At 59.7% G+C, this 17,723-nt stretch carries 18 protein-coding genes; 10 read left to right on the top strand and 8 right to left on the bottom strand.

From position 1 onward, the window contains the following. Window positions 1-6: 6 nt before the first annotated feature. Window positions 7-984, bottom strand: a complete 978-nt coding sequence (locus tag FIU93_RS15990) for a helix-turn-helix domain-containing protein (RefSeq protein ID WP_209010141.1) — start codon at window positions 982-984, stop codon at window positions 7-9. Between the two features lie 174 nt (window positions 985-1,158). On the opposite strand from FIU93_RS15990, the gene FIU93_RS15995 reads away from it, so the two are divergent. From FIU93_RS15995 to gstA, 4 genes are all read left to right on the top strand, one after another. After that, window positions 1,159-2,241, top strand: coding sequence for a methyltransferase domain-containing protein (locus FIU93_RS15995; protein WP_152506135.1), 1,083 nt, complete (start codon window positions 1,159-1,161; stop codon window positions 2,239-2,241). Between the two features lie 261 nt (window positions 2,242-2,502). After that, entirely contained in the window at window positions 2,503-3,723 is a 1,221-nt protein-coding gene (locus FIU93_RS16000; RefSeq protein ID WP_152506136.1) for an NAD(P)/FAD-dependent oxidoreductase, read from the top strand. An 86-nt stretch (window positions 3,724-3,809) separates the two neighbouring features. Continuing rightward, window positions 3,810-4,214: a hypothetical protein gene (locus tag FIU93_RS16005; protein ID WP_152506137.1), complete on the top strand. Its 405-nt coding sequence runs from the start codon at window positions 3,810-3,812 to the stop codon at window positions 4,212-4,214. Next, entirely contained in the window at window positions 4,211-4,816 is a 606-nt protein-coding gene (gene gstA / locus FIU93_RS16010) for a glutathione transferase GstA (protein ID WP_152506138.1), read from the top strand. Before FIU93_RS16005 ends, gstA begins: the two co-directional genes overlap by 4 nt. Window positions 4,817-5,273: 457 nt before the next feature. Here gstA and FIU93_RS16015 read toward each other — a convergent pair whose 3' ends face one another. The 7 genes from FIU93_RS16015 to FIU93_RS16045 form a co-directional block, all read right to left on the bottom strand. Further along, window positions 5,274-5,897 carry a hypothetical protein gene (locus FIU93_RS16015; RefSeq protein ID WP_152506139.1) on the bottom strand — a complete coding sequence of 208 codons (624 nt, stop codon included), beginning with the start codon at window positions 5,895-5,897 and terminating at the stop codon, window positions 5,274-5,276. After that, window positions 5,894-6,505, bottom strand: a complete 612-nt coding sequence (locus tag FIU93_RS16020) for a hypothetical protein (protein WP_075283771.1) — start codon at window positions 6,503-6,505, stop codon at window positions 5,894-5,896. Before FIU93_RS16020 ends, FIU93_RS16015 begins: the two co-directional genes overlap by 4 nt. Before the next feature lie 56 nt (window positions 6,506-6,561). Then, the gene (locus FIU93_RS16025; RefSeq protein ID WP_209010142.1) at window positions 6,562-8,103 is read right to left on the bottom strand and encodes an ABC transporter substrate-binding protein; all 1,542 of its coding nucleotides are present in this window, start codon (window positions 8,101-8,103) and stop codon (window positions 6,562-6,564) included. A gap of 5 nt (window positions 8,104-8,108) precedes the next feature. Beyond that, window positions 8,109-8,987, bottom strand: coding sequence for an ABC transporter permease (locus tag FIU93_RS16030; protein ID WP_152506140.1), 879 nt, complete (start codon window positions 8,985-8,987; stop codon window positions 8,109-8,111). After that, window positions 8,988-9,926: an ABC transporter permease gene (locus FIU93_RS16035; protein ID WP_152506141.1), complete on the bottom strand. Its 939-nt coding sequence runs from the start codon at window positions 9,924-9,926 to the stop codon at window positions 8,988-8,990. It abuts the gene before it with no gap. 327 nt (window positions 9,927-10,253) lie between these two features. Beyond that, on the bottom strand, window positions 10,254-10,688 hold the full coding sequence (gene lysM, locus FIU93_RS16040) for a peptidoglycan-binding protein LysM (protein ID WP_023000769.1): 435 nt from the start codon (window positions 10,686-10,688) through the stop codon (window positions 10,254-10,256). Between the two features lie 154 nt (window positions 10,689-10,842). Then, window positions 10,843-11,703, bottom strand: a complete 861-nt coding sequence (locus tag FIU93_RS16045) for a DMT family transporter (RefSeq protein ID WP_152507615.1) — start codon at window positions 11,701-11,703, stop codon at window positions 10,843-10,845. Between the two features lie 259 nt (window positions 11,704-11,962). Between FIU93_RS16045 and FIU93_RS16050 the strand changes: the two genes are divergently transcribed. The 6 genes from FIU93_RS16050 to FIU93_RS16075 all read left to right on the top strand — a co-directional run bounded on the left by FIU93_RS16050 (window position 11,963) and on the right by FIU93_RS16075 (window position 17,708). Continuing rightward, entirely contained in the window at window positions 11,963-13,354 is a 1,392-nt protein-coding gene (locus tag FIU93_RS16050) for a PLP-dependent aminotransferase family protein (protein ID WP_152506142.1), read from the top strand. A gap of 148 nt (window positions 13,355-13,502) precedes the next feature. Further along, window positions 13,503-14,270 carry a glutaredoxin gene (locus FIU93_RS16055; protein ID WP_286202362.1) on the top strand — a complete coding sequence of 256 codons (768 nt, stop codon included), beginning with the start codon at window positions 13,503-13,505 and terminating at the stop codon, window positions 14,268-14,270. A 209-nt stretch (window positions 14,271-14,479) separates the two neighbouring features. Continuing rightward, window positions 14,480-14,821 carry a metalloregulator ArsR/SmtB family transcription factor gene (locus tag FIU93_RS16060; protein ID WP_023000773.1) on the top strand — a complete coding sequence of 114 codons (342 nt, stop codon included), beginning with the start codon at window positions 14,480-14,482 and terminating at the stop codon, window positions 14,819-14,821. Further along, complete coding sequence (locus FIU93_RS16065) at window positions 14,818-15,744, top strand: SRPBCC family protein (RefSeq protein ID WP_152506143.1); 927 nt, start codon at window positions 14,818-14,820, stop codon at window positions 15,742-15,744. The genes FIU93_RS16060 and FIU93_RS16065 overlap by 4 nt, the downstream gene beginning before the upstream one ends. A gap of 204 nt (window positions 15,745-15,948) precedes the next feature. After that, entirely contained in the window at window positions 15,949-16,935 is a 987-nt protein-coding gene (denD, locus tag FIU93_RS16070; protein WP_152506144.1) for a D-erythronate dehydrogenase, read from the top strand. Then, complete coding sequence (locus FIU93_RS16075) at window positions 16,932-17,708, top strand: SDR family oxidoreductase (protein ID WP_152506145.1); 777 nt, start codon at window positions 16,932-16,934, stop codon at window positions 17,706-17,708. Before denD ends, FIU93_RS16075 begins: the two co-directional genes overlap by 4 nt. The last annotated feature ends 15 nt before the right edge of the window (window positions 17,709-17,723 follow it).

Here is a 17,723-nt window from a genome sequence, read left to right on the forward strand (position 1 = left end):
GCAAACTCAGGATGAAACCGGAACCAACGTTTGCCATTTCTTTCGATAAGCAGACGCCGAGGTTCCGACGCGCTTTCGGAATGCCGATCGGAAACTCGAGGGTTCGGTGTATCCGATCTCGGCTGAAATTTCTTCGATCGACATCGCCGTCGTCTCCAGCAGCTGTTTGGCTTCCTCGACACGCAAAGTCTGCACATAGTCGGCTGGCGCCTGTCCGGTCGCCTTCCTGAAGCGGCGCAGAAACCCGCGCTCGGTCATTTGGGCCATTACCGCCATGGCGGTTACGGGACTTGATCTGTGGTAATTTCGTGCGGCCCAGACCTGCGCCTCTGCAATCAGCTGGTCATCATGTTGTCGCCCGGAGGCAAGGGATGCGTATGTCAGTTGGCCCTGGTCATGTGGATCGATCAAATAGATCTTCGCGATCCTGCGGGCTTCTTCTGTTCCGGCGAACCGTCCGATCAGATACAACATGAGATCAGCCCACGCCGAGGCACCACCGGCGGTGACCACCTGGTGACCGTCCCCTGCCGCGACGAGAATGCGTTCACGGCAAACCTTCACCTTCGGGAAGTTTCGTCCAAGCATATCCGCATAGCCCCAATGCGTCGTCGCTTCCTTGCCGTCCAACACTCCTGCTGCACCCAGAAGGATTGAGCCAGAGCAGACGGAGGTGACAATCGCGCCGCGTGCGTAGGCTTCACTGAGCCAGTCCGCGACCGGGTTAAACTCTTCCGGCAGGTGGCCATTTGGGTCGAGGTGCAAATCGGACACGATAATCAAGTCGGGTTCCGGCGCTTCGGTCAGCATCCCGTCAGGTGTGATCTTGCGCCCGTTCACGTCCCAATATGGTGCGCCATCGAGGGTTCTGAGGCTGACCTGAAACACCGGCGATTGCGCAGGCAAGCCGTGCAACATTTCCCAATCGCGACCCACGGAGGCCAGCACGTCAAGGATCGAGAACAGCACGGACGTTCCGGTCAAGCGTGTTCCTATAACGGTCGTGTTCAAGCTCATATTGCACAAAACCCCTCAACTTTAGTCTGATTATCACCGTTTCATTCTTTTTCACTTCTAACGCGCTTGGCGGATTTGGTCCATCTCCATGGTCAGGACAGCGGCAGATCGTGCTGCACATTACCACTTCAGGAGCATCGGATGACCTACCAGAACCCAAATCTTGCATTCAACGAAGCGAAAGCCGAAGCCTTCGCCGAACGCTTTGTCGGTACGCTGAACGAAGCGGCACTCGCGATCATGACCTCTCTCGGGCACCGCGCAGGACTGTTCGATGCGCTTGGGGCCAACCCCTGCCTCAATTCGCAGATGCTTTCGCAGAAGGCCGTTGTCAACGAACGCTACCTGCGTGAATGGCTCGGCGTGATGGTGACGGCGGGTGTCGTCGACTATGACCCGCGGGCGAACAGCTACACGTTGCCTCCGGAGCATGCCGCGTTTCTGACCCGTAGCGCCAGCCCGGACAACATGGCCGTCACGACCCAGTTCATCAGCATCGCGGCGTCCATCGAAAACGAACTACTGGAGCGTTTCCGCAGTGGCGAGGGCCTTTGTTACCACCATTTTGATCGCTTTCACGAGGTGATGGCCGAGGACAGTGCGCAGTTGGTCGTCGCCAACCTTGTGAGCGCTATCCTGCCGGTGGTCCCGGGCCTGATCCAACGGTTGGAGGACGGCATCGACGTGGCCGATTTCGGCTGCGGACGAGGTCTGGCGATGATGGCGCTGGCGAGCGTTTATCCAAACAGTCGCTTTCACGGTTTCGATCTTTGCGAGGACGCTTTCGCACAGACGGCCGCTGAAGCCAGAACCAAGGGTCTGGAGAACCTGCACTTCGAAGCGCGTGATCTGTCGGCCGCAAACGAGTTGGGCCGGTTCGATCTGGTGACCGCCTTCGATGCGGTTCACGACCAGGCGGATCCCAAGGCGTTTCTGCGGCTCGTGCGGCAGTCAATGCGGCCGGGCGGCGTCTTCCTGATGCAGGATATCGGTGGGTCGCGCGATCTTGAAAAGAACATCGCAAATCCCTTCGCGCCGCTCTTGTACACGATCTCGAGCATGCACTGCACACCCGTCTCCATCGGCCAGGGTGGTCCGGGTCTGGGGGCGATGTGGGGAGTGGAGACGGCCGAAGAGTACCTTGCCGAAACCGGCTTCGCATCGGTCGAAACCCACCGGCTGCCGCACGATCCCATCAACGCGTATTTCACAGCCCGGATCTGACCGGGCACCGACAAGGATACATGACATGACGATGATATTGCCGTTCGTCGACGGGGTGCACAGGACTGTCTCAAGTCGCGTGAAGAGCTTTTGGCAACGGATCAGAGAAGCGCGCGAACAACGACGCTTTCGCCGGAATTTCGGAGACCTCTCGCGGCTTTCGGACCATCTCCTGCAGGATTTGGGCCTCGAACAATACGCACATCTGCGTGACCCTGAATTTCCTCAGCATTTGCTAAGAAGACACCGAAAGGACTGATCATGAAGTCCCAACAACACAGCAACACGCTTGGCATCGGAGCAGGACTTTCGGGTCTTGCCGTGGCACGCTCTCTTTCCGATCGTGGCCTGCCGGTCACCGTGCTGGAAGCAGGGGACCGGGTTGCTGAACCCTGGCGGGCGCGGCATCCGGCGCTTCGGCTCAACATACACCGCAAGTTTGCCAGCCTGCCCGGCCAAGAGGCGCCAAAGACCGATGGCGTCTTTCTGAAGCGTGACACCGTAGTGGAATTTCTTGAAGCCTATGTAGCGGGACTGGACAAACATGTCCGATACAGTGGCAAGGTAACCAGTGTCGCCCGTACGCCAGACGGGTGGCACGTCTCCACCGCGACCGGTGACTATCAGGCAGACAATCTGGTAATCGCGACGGGCCGCGAAAACATTGCGCACATTCCGGACTGGCCGGGGCGCGACCAGTTTTCGGGCGAGTTGCTGCACACGGCGAACCTCGGTGATGTGTCCCGCTTCGATGGCAAGCGCATTCTGGTCGTCGGTGCCGGGAATTCGGGCACGGATGCGCTCAACCATCTCGCGCGGCACCGCCCGGCAGAGGTCATCGTGTCTGTCCGATATGGGCCTGCAGTCGTACCACAGCGCATCTTCGGGTTTCCGCTGCACCGATTGGCCCGGGTTTTCGCGGCCCTTCCGGCCTTGGTCCTGGATCCGGCCTTTCGGCTGACCGAGAGGGTTTTTCTTGGCAATCTTCGCCGATACGGGCTGAGCACCCATCCAGAAGGAGGCGGGACCCGGCTTCTGCGGGACGGTGTCACCTTTGCGATCGATGACGGATTTGTGGCCGCCTTGAAGGCCGGGCGGTTCCGGGTGGTTCCCGGTGTTGACCGCTTCGAGAGGGACAACGTCATCCTCACGGATGGTTCAAGCTGCGCACCCGACGTTGTCATCGCGGCAACGGGCTATCGCACGGGGCTGGAACCGCTGCTGGGACATCTCGGCGTGCTCGACACCAATGGAGTGCCGCACTACCCGATGGGCGAGCGTGATCCGGAAAATCCCGGGCTCTGGTTCACCGGGTTCAAGCCGATTTTCACTGGTTACTTTGATGCCGCCGGGATCGCAGCCAACAGGATTGCCGCCGGGATCGCCGCTGAAACGACGCGTGGCGTGCCTTCTGACGGCCACGGAGCGCGGAAGGTTCATGCCGACAACGGACGGTCCGTCCCTGCAAACGCAACCGCTTGATGTAGCCGCCGGGGCCGTTGCAAGCCCGGCATGTCGGTAACCCGGGCTGCAAGGGGCGCAACACGCTTCGAACAGGAACCAAGAGAATGAAATTCGTCAAAATCTGCGCATGCGCAAACGGCGACTCCCATTTTTCGGATGAGTTCTGGACGCTTTCGGAAGGTGATTTCACGCCGCCTTCGCCAAAGGGCTACAGTGTCACCGAAACCATGGATGCAACCGGCGTTCTCATGATGCATCACCCCCCCGGCTACAAGGACGAATGGCATTGCGCGCCTGCACCTGTTCTTGGAACCGTTCTCGGTGGCTTGGTCCGCATTGAAACGAGCGATGGAGACACACGGCTGCTTTCACCCGGCGATCAGTTCCTGGCTGCTGACCTGCATGGCTCGGGACACAGGATGGAGGAAGCGAACGGCCGGGCTTATGACCTTGCGCTCGTCCTGCTGAATGGCATTCCTGACATGGGGTCCGGAGGGCAATCGGAATGAAACTCTATTTCATGCCGGGAGCCTGCTCGCTGGCACCGCATATCGCTTTGCGTGAGGCCGGTCTGCAATTTCGTTTGATAAAAGTCGACTACAAATCACGACGGACTGAAGAAGGGGACGACTTTCGCCGGATCAATCCCAAAGGGTACGTTCCGGCACTCGAACTGGAGGAGGGCCAACTTCTGACCGAAGTCCCTGTGATCCTGCAATATATCGACATGATCCGTCCCGACGCCTGCCTGTTGCCGGACGCTGCATTGGAGCGCCTGAAAGCCCTGGAATGGCTGAATTACATTGCAACCGAGGTTCACAAAAGCTTCAGTCCGCTGTTTCGCCCGAAGACGCCGGAAGCATTTCTGTCTCCAGGCCGCGCGCACTTGTCGCTGCGGCTGAATGTGATTGAGCGACATCTCCAACAGCACAGATACCTGACGGGCCCAGCCTTTTCGCTGACCGACGCCTATCTGTTTACGGTTTGCCGTTGGCTTGACGATCAGAAGCTTTCGATTGCGGACTGGCCAGCCTTGCAACGACATTCCGATGACGTTGCAAGGCGGCAGGCTGTCCGCGATGCCCTGGCGCGCGAAGGTTTGGCAGACTAGGGCTGGCCGTATCCGATGACGAGACAGGGTGGTGCGGACTGGGGGCTTACCATGTGACGAGGTGGGAGATCCACGAACGGCCCGTGCCGGCAGCGAACGCACCGCCAGTTGGCAGTGCGTCGCCGGCCAGAGCGGCGTGGGACACAAGCGCCATCGTCAGAGCGTCAGGAAAAGAGAGGCGGTCTAAGCGCAGAAACTGCGTGTGGGGGGGACGAGAATGGTCTTTTCCAGCTGCGACTTGGGTATTGCCGGAAACCAATTTCTCTGCCGCCACTCCTCGGTATGTTCCTGATGTACTTCGTCGACACAGGCGTGTGCCGCTCAACATATTCGAAAATACCGGGGATCGTCTGGCTGGTTCCACCTACCAATTCTGAACAATCATGACGAATTCTGACAATGCCGCTTCACTTGAAGCGCATCGGGAATGCAGCGGAAAGGGCTGTGCGCAGGAGGCCTATGTCGTTTTCGCAAGCTCTGCGGTAGTCCCTTTCAGATACGGTAGGAACCCGTCCAGAAACCGGGTTGTCGCCGGCATGAAATGGCTGCCGTGATGGTACATCGGGTCGAGGGACGTGATCAGCAGGCGGCCGGGGGTGGAAACCGTGTCCTCGTAGAAGATCGAGCCGAGATCTCCGACATCGACCAGCGACTGCGCCCCGTCTGGCACCTGGAAATAACCATGATAGTGCCAGGTGACGTCGGCCAGGGAGAGTTGGTTGAAGAGGGGATGGTCTGGTGTTGCCAACTTCAGGCCGATCTCGCCGCCTTCCTTCCACCACCAGAAATTGGTCGGTGTGTCCGTCCAGTTCACATTGGGCAACCAGTCCGGATGTCCGGTGGAGCCCATGGCGACAACGGTCTTGCCGCTTGCCAGAAAGTTGGCGATCTGTTCGCGCCGGGGGCGCAGCACCGAAGGATCGGTGCGGCAGGAAACAAGCAGGGTGTCGACGCCGGACAGATCTGCTTCCGGCAGGTCGCGCGTGTAGATGATCTCGTCGAAAAAGTCGCGGTAGCGTGGCTCGTAAATGGTGCGATGATGGTAGTAGGTGCCGGCGTCGAGCACTGCGAGCGTGGTCATTGCTGGGGTCCTTTTCCGCTGGCCCAGGCGCAGAGCTGCGGGGCAATGCGCGCCGTTGTGTCGCTGGAGCCGACGTACATCCAAAGATCATTACCGGCATGCATGAAGATGCGACCGCCGGACGGGCGCTCATAGACCCAGTCGCAGGGCAGGCGGTCCGGACCGACACCGTGGAGGCTAACAGCACCTTCCGGCGGCGGGTTGAAACCGCGGGCGTAGAAGCCGGCAACGCCCCGTCGATAGGTCAATTCCTCGGTTGAAACGCCTTCGAACACCGGGTGGTCGGTCAACCGGTGGATTTGCAGGTCTTCCAGCGAGAAGCGGTTCAGGGGAACGAAAGGCTGGAATTCGGGCAGCATTGGCCAGGCAACATGGCCGTTGAATACCAAGGTGCCGCCAGCATCCAGAAACTGTTCGATCTTCGCTGTGAGGCTGCCGAAAAAGCGCTGGTCGAGATGGGCCGGCAGGCAGAGTGCGGGATAGCGCGACAGGTCGGCGGTTTCGAGGTCGTAATGGCCGATCACGTCGATGTCGGGCACATAATCGCCAACATCGGGCAGGTCGTTGCCGGCGCCCTTGATCGGTTTCAGAAAAAGGCAGGATGCCATTCGGGTCTCCCGTGAAGGCCCGGACGGAGTACCGTCCGGGCAAAGGTCAGGCGCAGTTACTGTTTGCTGACGGCCTTGAAATTGTAGAAGAAGCCGGAAGGATGGACCTTGTAGCCACTGACGTTCTCGCTAGAGGCAGCTACATAGATCTTGTGAACCAGCGGGATAATCGGCGCGTCGGTCTGCAGGATTTCCTGTGCCTTGGCGTAGGTTTCCAGAGCTTCCGGACCTTCTTCCAGCGTGCGGCCCTTGTCGACAAGCGCGTCGAATTCCGGGTTTGCCCAGTTTTGGTAGTTGAGGCCCGCCTTGGAATGGAACTGCGACTTCAGGTGCAGATCCGGATGACCGGTCATTTCCGGGGTCCAGAAGACGACGGAAACGTCATAGTGGCTCTGCTTGACGAGATCGAGCATGCCTTCCCAGGTGTACATTTCCAGCTTCGTGGAAATGCCCTGCTGCTGCAGAAGCGCAGCCATTGTCTCGCTGATCGTGGCCATTTCGGCGCGGCTGGAATAGCTGAGGATACGCAGGCTCAAAGGCTCGCCGTCCTTCTGCCAGGTGGTGCCGTCTTTCTCGTAACCGGCCTCGGTCAGAAGCCCGGCTGCTTTTTCCGGTTTGAAGGAATAGGCTGAAAGCTCTGGTGCGGCCCACGGGAATTCCGGCGGAAAGAAAGTCCAGGCCGGCTTGCCGATGCCGTCGAGCGCCCCTTTGACCAGGATTTCCCGGTCAACCATCAGGTTGACCGCCTGGCGGACCTTCGGATCATGCAGCACGCTGTTTTCGCCGGCATTGAAAGCGCCGTAATAAAGACCGGCGCTCGGCTCGGCATAGACTTCGAATTTTTCGTCGGCCTTCATGCGTTCCACATCGGAAGGCAACAGGTGGACGACGAAGTCGACCTCGCCGGTTTCCAGGGCCAGCGCGCGGGCATTGTGGTCCGGTATGTAGCGGTAGACGATTTCTTCCAGCTTGGGTGCTTGGCCCCAATAGTCATCGTTGCGAACAACGATGGTGCGGTCCTGCTTCTGGTACTCCTTGAACACCCAGGGACCGGTGCCGACAGGCTTCACGAACTCGCCGTTCTCGTCGAACGAGGCCTTGGCGTAGATGACGGTGATGGCGTCGGTCAGCTGGTTTGGCAGGGCTGTGAAAGGTTCGTTGGTCTCGATTTCCAGTTCAAGGCCGGATACGGCGCGGATTTCCTTGATGTTGAGCAGGTCGGATGCATAGGGCAGCAACGCGATCACTCGCTCCAGCGAGAACTTTGCGGCTTCCGCGTCAAAAGTGCTGCCGTCATGGAAGGTGACGCCGTCACGCAGCTGGAAGCGCCAGACATTGGGTGAAACGCGTTCCCAGGACGTGGCAAGACCGGGCACAAGTTTCATGTCGAAATCGAGTTTTACCAGAGTGTCCAGTATCTCGCTTTCGTTGAAGAACCGGCTGCGGCGCGGTTTCATCGACAGCGGCAGGGCTTCCCACATTGTGGCAACGGTCAGCGTTGAACTGCCTTCGGCCTGCGCCGGCATGTGCGGCAGGTTCAGCATGGCGGCCGTTGCCACGGAAACGGCAAGACGGCCCAGGGTTCTGCGGGAGATCATGAGGATCAGCTCCTTGGTTTGAGGATTGTTTTTCGAAAGGTCAAAAGGTTGGTGTGGCGGGCGCGCATGTGGTCGCCGATGCCGTCGCCCAGCAGGTTCACCAGCATGACGAACGCGGTGATCGTCAGGCCCGGGGCGAGGACGAGATGCGGATGGCTGCGCATGTGGTTGCGCGCATCGGCGATCATCCGGCCCCATTCGGCTGTTCCAGGTTCCACGCCAAGGCCAAGGAAGCTGAGCCCGGCAAAGGCGAGGATGACCCAGGAGAGCGAATAGGCGGCCATGGTCAGGAGAGGCGCCGTAATGTTCGGCAGCAGATGGCGATGGACAATGCGTTTGCGCGACGAACCGAGCGCTTCAGCCGCCTGCACATAAAGTTTGGCCCGTTCCACCAGGATCATGTTGCGCACCAGCCGGGCATATTCGGTCCAGTGCACCGCAGTGAGCGCCAGAAGCACGACGGCAAGGCCAAGACCCATGACACCGGCGATGATCATGGCAATCGCCAGTGCTGGCAGGACAGAAAGTCCCTCGCAAAAGCGCATCAGAAGCTGATCCGGCCAGCCGCCGAGATAGCCGGCGATGCAGCCGAGCAGCGTGCCGGTGAGCGCGGACGCCAGCACCACCAGCAGGGCCGCGCCGGTTGTGAGGCGGCCGGCGTAAAGGAGGCGGGAAAAGACGTCGCGGCCCATCTGGTCGGTGCCCAGAAAATGCTGCCAGCCCGGAGGCGCAAGACGGTTCAGGATGTCTATCTGGTCCGGCGGATAGGGCGCTGCGAGCGGTGCCAGCACGATCAGAAGGATGAGAAGGGCCAGCAGTCCTGCACGCGTTTCTCGGCTCTGTGCATCAGGTCTTGTCTGAAACAGGCGTCGGGATCTTGCCATTCAGATCGCCTCCTGCACGCGCGGGTCAGCCAGCGTCACCAGGTAATCGACCAGGAGATTGATGATGATGTAGCCGCAGGCGATCACCAGGAAGCAGATCTGGATCAGCGGGTAGTCACGGTTGAGCAGCGAAGCGACCAGCAGGCTGCCGATGCCCGGCCAGGCGAAGATCGTTTCCACGATGATCATGCCGTCAAAGGCGCGGGCGAATTGCAACCCGGTCAGGGTCAGGAGCGAAGGCAGGATGTTGGGCAGGGCATGATGCAGCAGGATCCGCGTCTGGCTCAGGCCCTTGGCCTTGGCCGTGCGGATGTAGGCATGGTGGAACTCGTCCAAGAGCCTGGCCCGCACGAAGCGCGCAATCACGCCGGTCATGGTGGTCGCGATGACCAGCGCCGGCAGCGCCGCATGTGCAATCGTGCCGTGGCCCGAGCTCGGCAGCCAGCCGAGCGTAAGCGAGAACAGAAGCGCCAGCAGCAGCGCGTACCAGAAATTGGGAATGGACAGGCCGGCAACGCTTGCCGCCGCCAATAGACGATCCGCAAGGCCGCCGGCGTGATAGGCACAAAAACAGCCGATCGGCACTGCAAGGACAAGGGCAAGGCCGATCGACAGCAGTGCCAGGATCAGTGACTGGCGTATCCGCAGCAGGATATCGGCGGAAACGCTTTCTCCGGTAACGAAGGAAGTGCCGAGATCCCCTGTCAGCACATTGCCAAGCCAGCGCAGGTATTGAACGGGCAGGGGATCGTCAAAGCCGTTTTCGGCTGAAAATCGCTCGACCGCAGCCGCATCCGGCAAGGTGCCGTCCATCTGGGACAACAGCAGTACTTCAGCAAAATCCCCCGGCAACAGGCGCAACAGGGCAAAGCCGGCAATGGACACCAGGAACAGCAGTATTACCGATTGGACAAGCCTGTGGCTCAGCCGGCGCACCATCCGAAAACCGCCCCAAATCCACTGAATGAGAAAACTTGAGCTTTATAATCATAATTTTACAGGTGGTGTCGAGGCTGGTTTGTAAAAAACTTGAAAAAAATACTCAGATTTCTATCCGACAGTTTTGTGCTGCCTTTTGAAAAGCGGAAAAGTCGAGGGCGCAGCTGCAAGATTGCCCCAGACGTATGGCCACCGGGCATCTCGGAAAATATACCTGGAGAGAGGTTCTGAGCGGTGCCGGCCCTGCGGGCGGACATGGAGCGCAACGGGTGACACCCGGAAAAGGAGGCAAGCCACGGGGACGCCGTGGCTTGCGGAAATTCGGTCTTAGAGAGCGGGGATGCGCAGCACCTGACCCGGATAGATCTTGTCCGGATCGGACAACATCGGCTTGTTGGCTTCAAAGATCGCCTGGTACTTTGCGCCGTTGCCATAGGCCGCCTCGGCAACCTTCCAGAGCGTATCGCCCTTGACCACCGTGTGGAACTTGGCTTCCGGTTCGCTGCTCTCGACGGTGATTTCTTCCTCGACCTTGGAAATGCCAAGCACGTTGCCGACGGCAAGGATCAGCTTTTCACGGGCTTCCTGGGTGGGGGCGGCGCCTGCGATCTTGACGGTGTCGCCGCTGACTTCAACCTTGACGTCGCCATCGAGACCGAGGTCGGCAACTTCCTTTTCGATGGCTCCAGCGCTTGCTTCCGGCGCTTCGTCATCGCCGAACAGCTTCTTTCCCGCATCCTTCACGAAATCAAAGAAACCCATGTCATTTTTCCTTTAAGTCAATTCAGCCGAAATCCGCCGGTACGCCCCTGCGGAGGCAATTTCACGATACGGAACCATATTGCAAAATTCTCCGGGGGGCGGAAGCGAATTCGGGTTGGGCAAGACGTGTGCGGCGGGTCGGAAAAAAGAGGCTTCAGGCGAAGCGCTTGGCGCCGGCAACGCAGCCCACCACCAGGGTGGTGACGAGGAGCATGGTTGAAGACACCGGTTCATGCAGCAGCAGGCTGGCCAGCATCAACCCGAAGAAGGGCTGCAGCAGTTGCAATTGGCCAACACCTGCAATGCCGCCGATGGCGAGGCCCCGGTACCAGAAGATGAAGCCCACAAGCATCGAGAAAATCGAGACATAGCCGAGCCCGACCCAGGCGGGCATTTCGATGCCTGTCAAACTGTCCGGCCATGTCAGCAGTGCAAGCGTACCCATGACGGGAAGCGAAAGGGCAAGCGCCCAGGAAATGACCTGCCAGCCGCCAAGGCGGCGGGAGAGGGCGCCACCTTCTGCATAACCGAAGCCGCAGACAATGACCGCCGCCAGCATCAGGAGATCGCCCTTGAGTGAAAGGTCCGCACCTTGTGACAGCGCATAGGCGCCAACAGCCGCGCTGCCTGTACAGGAGAATACCCAGAACAGGGGCTTTGGGCGCTCCATCCCGCGCAACATGCCGAACAGGGCGGTTGCCAGGGGCAGAAGGCCAATGAAGACAATCGAATGGGCCGCAGTGACATGTTGCAGGGCAAGCGCCGTCAGCAGCGGAAAGCCGACAACGACACCGGCTGCAACAATCAGCAGCGAGATCACGTCGCGCCGCTCCGGCCGGGCCTGTCGCAGCACTAGCAGCAACGCAATGCCAAGGAGCGCCGCGACAACGGCACGGGCGGACGTCAGGAACATCGGGTTGAAACCACTGAGCGCAACCCGTGTTGCCGGCAGGGAGCCGCTGAAAATGAGAACGCCCAGGAGCCCGCTGCCCCATCCTGCCATCGATGCCTGCATATCTGGTCTTTCTGCTGTCTTGTTTTTCAAGGTGCCAGGCGTGTCAGGGAGGCTGTGGCATCCGTCCTGCTCTCTTGCGAAGCCGAGAAGCAGGCAGACAAAGCGAGGCTTGCCGAACGTAGCCTCTTCCTGAACGTCCATGACGACACGTTGCAGGGGCAGGAATAATCCGGCGGGGCTGGTCAGGACAGAGACAGTGCAATACAATTTTGCAAAACTGTACTGTACACACTTGCCATACACTTCAGCGGACAAACGAATGGAACAGGACACACGGACGGCCACGGTAATGGAAGCCGTCAAGCGGAAGATCGCCAGCCGTTTGCTGCAACCGGGTGAAAAGTTGCCGTCCATCCGCGGATTTGCCGCGACCATGCGGGTGTCGCCGTCAACAGTCGTGACCGCATACGACAGGCTGGCGGCAGAGGGCATCATTTATGCCCGTCGAGGCTCCGGCTTTTATGTTGCCGATGCCGCCCGTCCGTTCTCGGTCGCCGACGTCGGACCGCAGCTTGACCGGGAAATCGACCCGTTCTGGGTGTCGCGCCAGTCGCTCGATGCCGGGCCGGATGTACTGAAGCCCGGCTGTGGCTGGCTGCCGGCGGACTGGATGCCAAGCGAGGCCATGCAGCGTGGCTTGCGAGCGCTGGCGCGTACCGGCGGTGGCCACTTGTTCGACTATGGCGAAACACGGGGTGCTTTGAACCTGCGCCACCTGCTTGCCCGGCAGTTCTCGGAGGAAGGCCTTGAGGTGAACCCGGGCCAGGTGCTGCTCACGCCATCGGGAACACAGGCCATCGACCTCATTTGCCGCTTCTTTTTGCGGCCGGGCGACACGGTTCTGGTCGATGACCCGTGTTACTTCAACTTTCAGGCGCTGTTGAAGGCGCACAGGGTGGAGGTTGCCGGTGTACCGTTCACGCGCAGCGGACCGGATACCGAGCTGTTCGAAGAAGCGCTGACCCGGCACAAGCCCAAGCTCTACATCACCAATTCCGGCCTTCACAATCCCACCGGCGCGACGATCTCGCCCCAGGTTGCGCACAAGGTCCTGAACCTTGTGACAGCCCACGGCCTGGTGGTGATAGAAGACGATATTTTCGGCAGCTTTGCGCCAGAACCCCTGCCGAGCCTTGCCGTTCTCGATGGACTGGAGCGTGTCATCCGCATCGGCAGCTTTTCCAAGACCCTGTCTGCCTCCGTGCGCTGCGGTTACATTACCGCTCGAACGGACTGGATCGAGGCTCTTGTTGACCTGCAAGTGGCCACCAATTTCGGTGGCCCGGGACCGGTTGCGAGCGATCTTGTCTATGGCGTCCTGAGCGACGGCAGTTATCGCAAGCACATGGAAGCCTTGCGGGTGCGCCTTGCGAAGAAGCGGCGTGAGGTTGCCGACAGGCTGGAGCGGCTCGGTATAACGCCCTGGCTCAGCCCCAAGGGTGGCTTTTACCTCTGGTGCAGTCTGCCGGACGGCCGGGATGCAGCCGCCATTGCCCGCTCGGCGCTGCGCCGGAACGTCGTGCTCGCCCCCGGCAACGTCTTCAGTGTTTCGCAGACGATGACCGGGTTCCTGAGGTTCAATGTCAGCCAGATGGGCGAGCGCCAGGTTTATGACGTGCTGGAAAGCGCGATGTATCCAGGTGGAGGCTGAGCCTCGCAACCATCCGTGGCTCGCTGCGTTTGCCTGTCAGAAAACTTCAGCCGGCCGGTGCGGAACAGGCATGCTCGCGCAATCAATATCATGTTGAAGTGAGTGGTCGTTTCCCGGTCGGATCCCGTTTGACTGAGGAGCTTTTCCGATGAACGGCACTGACGAGCAAAAGACCGCCAGGCTTTACCGAATGGTCATGCCCGGGCACATCTGTCCCTATGGCCTGAAATCGAAGGACCTTCTGGAACGGCAAGGCTTTGAGGTTGAAGATCATCACCTCACCACCCGTGAGGAGACTGACGCCTTCATGGAAAAACACGGTGTCGAGACGACCCCACAAACCTTCGTCGGCAACAAGCGGATCGGGGGTTATGACTCCTTGCGCGTCTATTTCAAACTCGATCCACCCGAGGAAGAGCGTAGCGACACGACCTATCGGCCTGTGATCGCCATCTTTTCAGTGGCCCTGCTTCTGGCGCTTGGCCTCTCCTGGCATCAATATGGAGCGCTGCTCAGCTTGCGGGCCGTGGAATGGTTCGTGTCGCTTTCCATGACAATCCTCGCAATCCAGAAGCTGCAGGACGTGGAGAGTTTTTCCACGATGTTTCTCAACTACGACCTGCTGGCGCGGCGCTGGGTTCCCTATTCCAGGATCTATCCCTATGCCGAAGCCTTCGCCGGTATCCTGATGACGGCCGGTGCATTGGTCTGGCTGTCGGCGCCGGTTTCCTTCTTTATTGGTCTGATTGGCGCTATCAGCATATTCAAGGCGGTCTATCTGGAGAAACGGGAACTGAAATGCGCCTGCGTTGGCGGCAGTTCCTCCGTTCCGCTCGGCTTTGTTTCATTGACCGAAAGCCTGATGATGACGGCCATGGGGCTGTGGATGCCGGCTCGGGTTTTGCTAATGGGATGACGGGGTGCGAAGCACGTTGGCTTCTGCAGTCAGGGAGACGGACGGCAGATTGGCCAGGTTCGTTCTTGCGATTAATTTTCAAGGTTCGGTTATAACTATATGACTTGAAAGACTTTTCTTTCAGTCGTGCTGCCCGCCGCAGGCTAAAACTTAGCTAATTGACGAAGTTTTTCCTTGCGCCTGATGTGGATTTTGAAATACTTAGCAATATGGCTAAGCATGATCCTGATCTCTCCCTGTTGTTCCACGCGCTGTCCGACCCGACGCGCCGCGCGATGTTGACAAGGCTCGCAAGTGGCCCGGCGCGGGTGACGGACCTTGCGGAGCCGACCGGACTGAAGCTGCCGACGGTCATGAGGCACCTTTCCGTGCTGGAGGAGGCAGGTTTCATCACCACCGCCAAGGATGGACGCATACGCACCTGCGCCATCGTTCCGGAAGCCATGGAGCCGGTGCGGACATGGATCGATGAACAGCGCGCCATCTGGGAGGCTCGCCTCGACAGGTTGGATGCGTTTGTAATGAACGTGATGAAGGAGAACGGAGAATGACGCAGAGCGTGGTTCTGAACAACACTGCCTCCAACGCGGCTGGCGAGGGAAGAAACGGATTTGCGACGCTTGTCTTCGAACGCGACATGGCCGCCCCTGCCGAAACCCTCTGGCAGGCCTGGACCGCTCCGGCGGCAAGGGCTGTCTGGGCGGCACCGTCACCCGCCGTTACCGTGGAATTTCTCGAAGCCGACACCAGGGTGGGCGGACGCGAAATTTCGCTCTGCAAGGTGGATGGTCAGCCGGATATGCGCTGCGAATGCGGTTGGCTGGACCTTCAGCCACCTCTGCGCAGCGTGAATTACGAGGTGATTTCGTGCGAAGGTGAAACTCAGTCCGTCGCGCTGGTTACGGCTTCGATCGCGGATCTGGGTGAAAGCAGCCGCTTGTCCATAACCGTGCAGCTTTCCTCGCTGGCCGCGAATATGGAAGGCGGATATCGGGACGGCTTCAATGCTGGCCTGGACAATCTGGCCGGCGCTGCTGAGCGCACGATGATCTTGCAGCGGGTGATCCGTGCACCGCGGTCCGTTGTCTGGGGCGCCTGGATGAACCCCGAAACCCTGCCGCAATGGTGGGGGCCGGACGGCTTTTCCTGCCGCACCACCCGGATTGATCTGTGCGCGGGCGGCGAGTGGGTGTTCGACATGATCGCACCTGACGGTACGGTTTTTCCGAACCACCATCTCTATACGGACGTCCGGCCAAATGAACGGCTCAGCTATACGCTGCTCTGGGGCGAGAATGGCCCGAAGCATGCCGACGCCTGGGCCTCGTTCGAGGAAGAAAACGGCGCAACGAAGATCACGCTCGGCATGGTCTTCAGCACTGCTGCGGAATTCCAGGAAGCCAAGGGCTTTGGCGCTGTGGAACTTGGACAGCAGACATTGGGCAAATTGGAAAACTTCATCAAGGCGGGTTGAGCCACCGAGTTGTCCCCCTGATCTGCGCAATCGGCTCAGGGGGATAACCTTTTTTGCGGGCCGCTCACTGGCCGAATGTAAAGTCTTTCAGGTTGTGTTTCGGCCGGGAGAACACCTTTCCGCTTAATCCGCCTTGCCCTTCCGTCCAATCTCCGCAAGTCTCCCGAGGAACGTTCCTGCCATCAAGTTCCGCGGAGACCCTCCATGCATGTTCTCGTCATCGGCGCTGCCGGTATGGTTGGCCGCAAGCTGGTCGAAAAGCTGGCTGCGCAGCCGGAGGTTCTTGGTTTTGAAGTGTCCCGGCTGACGCTGGCCGATGCCGTTTCGCCAACCGCACCAGCGGCGCTGCCCGGTATTGCCGAGGCAGTCACCGTCGATCTTTCGAAGGCAGGAGCCGCCCGGACGCTGGTCGCTTCGCGCCCCGATGTCATCTTTCACCTGGCGGCGATCGTCTCCGGCGAAGCGGAGCAGGAGTTTGAAAAGGGCTATGCGGTCAATCTCGACGGCAGCCGCGAATTGTTTGAGGCGATCCGGATCGAAGGCGCTCGCGAGCCGTATTTTCCGAAGGTGATCTTCGCATCGTCGATTGCAGTGTTTGGTCAGCCGTTTCCCGAAAAGATTGGCGATGAATTCTTTACAACGCCACTGACAAGCTACGGCACGCAAAAGGCGATCACCGAGCTTCTGCTGGCCGACTATTCCCGCAAGGGCTTTTTCGACGGCATAGGCCTGCGCCTGCCAACCATCTGCATTCGCCCGGGCAAGCCAAACAAGGCGGCCTCGGGGTTCTTCTCCAACATCATGCGCGAGCCGCTTGCCGGGCAGGAAGCTGTTCTGCCGGTGGATGACAGCGTACGCCACTGGTTTGCCAGCCCACGTGCCGCGGTCGGCTTTTTCGTTCATGCCGCACGGATGGACGCTGCTGGGATCGGTCCACGCAGAACGGTCACGCTGCCGGGTCTTTCCGCCACTGTCGGGGAGCAGATCGAGGCCTTGCGGCGGGTCGCGGGGGAAAAGGCTGTCAGGCTTATCCGCCGGGAACCGGATGAGGCTATTGCACGGATCGTTGAGGGCTGGCCGAGGAATTTCGATGCCAGGCGTGCGCTGGAGCTTGGGTTCCAGGCGGAAACGAGCTTTGACGACATCATCCGCATACATATCGAAGATGAACTGGAAGGCAGAAACCCATGACCGCAGACGGATTTGACGTGAAGGGAAGGATCGCGCTTGTGACCGGTGGCGGCACGGGGGTCGGCAAGGCAGTTGCCGCTGGTTTGAGCCGCGCCGGCTGGCGGGTTCTGATCACTGGTCGCCGCAAGGATGTCCTGGAAAAGACTGCGACAGAACTCTCCCGCAACAGCGGCAATGAAGTCTCTTGGATTGCCGCGGATGTCGGTGACCCGGTATCTGTGAAGGCGCTCTTTGAGGAGATCTCGAAGACTTTCGGCAGGCTCGATCTCCTGGTCAACAACGCAGGGATTTCGAATTCGTCCGTTCCACTTGAAGATATTTCTTTCGAGGAATGGAGCGCTGTCTTGGCAGCAAACCTGACTGGTGCCTTCCTGTGCACCCAGCAGGCGTTCCGGATGATGAAGGCGCAGGAACCAAGAGGCGGGCGCATCATCAACAACGGTTCGATTTCGGCCACGACGCCAAGACCGAATTCGGCTCCCTACACCTCGACCAAACATGCCATTACCGGCCTGACGAAATCGGCCGCACTGGATGGACGTCCCTTCGATATTGCCTGTGGCCAGATCGACATCGGCAACGCGGCCAGTGACATGACGGCCAAGATGAGCGGTGGTGTGCTGCAGGCAAATGGCGAAACCGCTTCCGAGCCGACCATTGACCCTGCCCACGTCGCCAATGCCGTCACCTACATGGCCAGCCTGCCGCTGGATGCCAATGTGCTGACGTTGACGGTAATGGCAACCGGCATGCCGTTCGTGGGGCGTGGCTGATCTAGACTTCGGGTT

This window comes from Labrenzia sp. THAF35 (genome assembly GCF_009363595.1).
Lineage (GTDB): Bacteria > Pseudomonadota > Alphaproteobacteria > Rhizobiales > Stappiaceae > Roseibium > Roseibium algicola.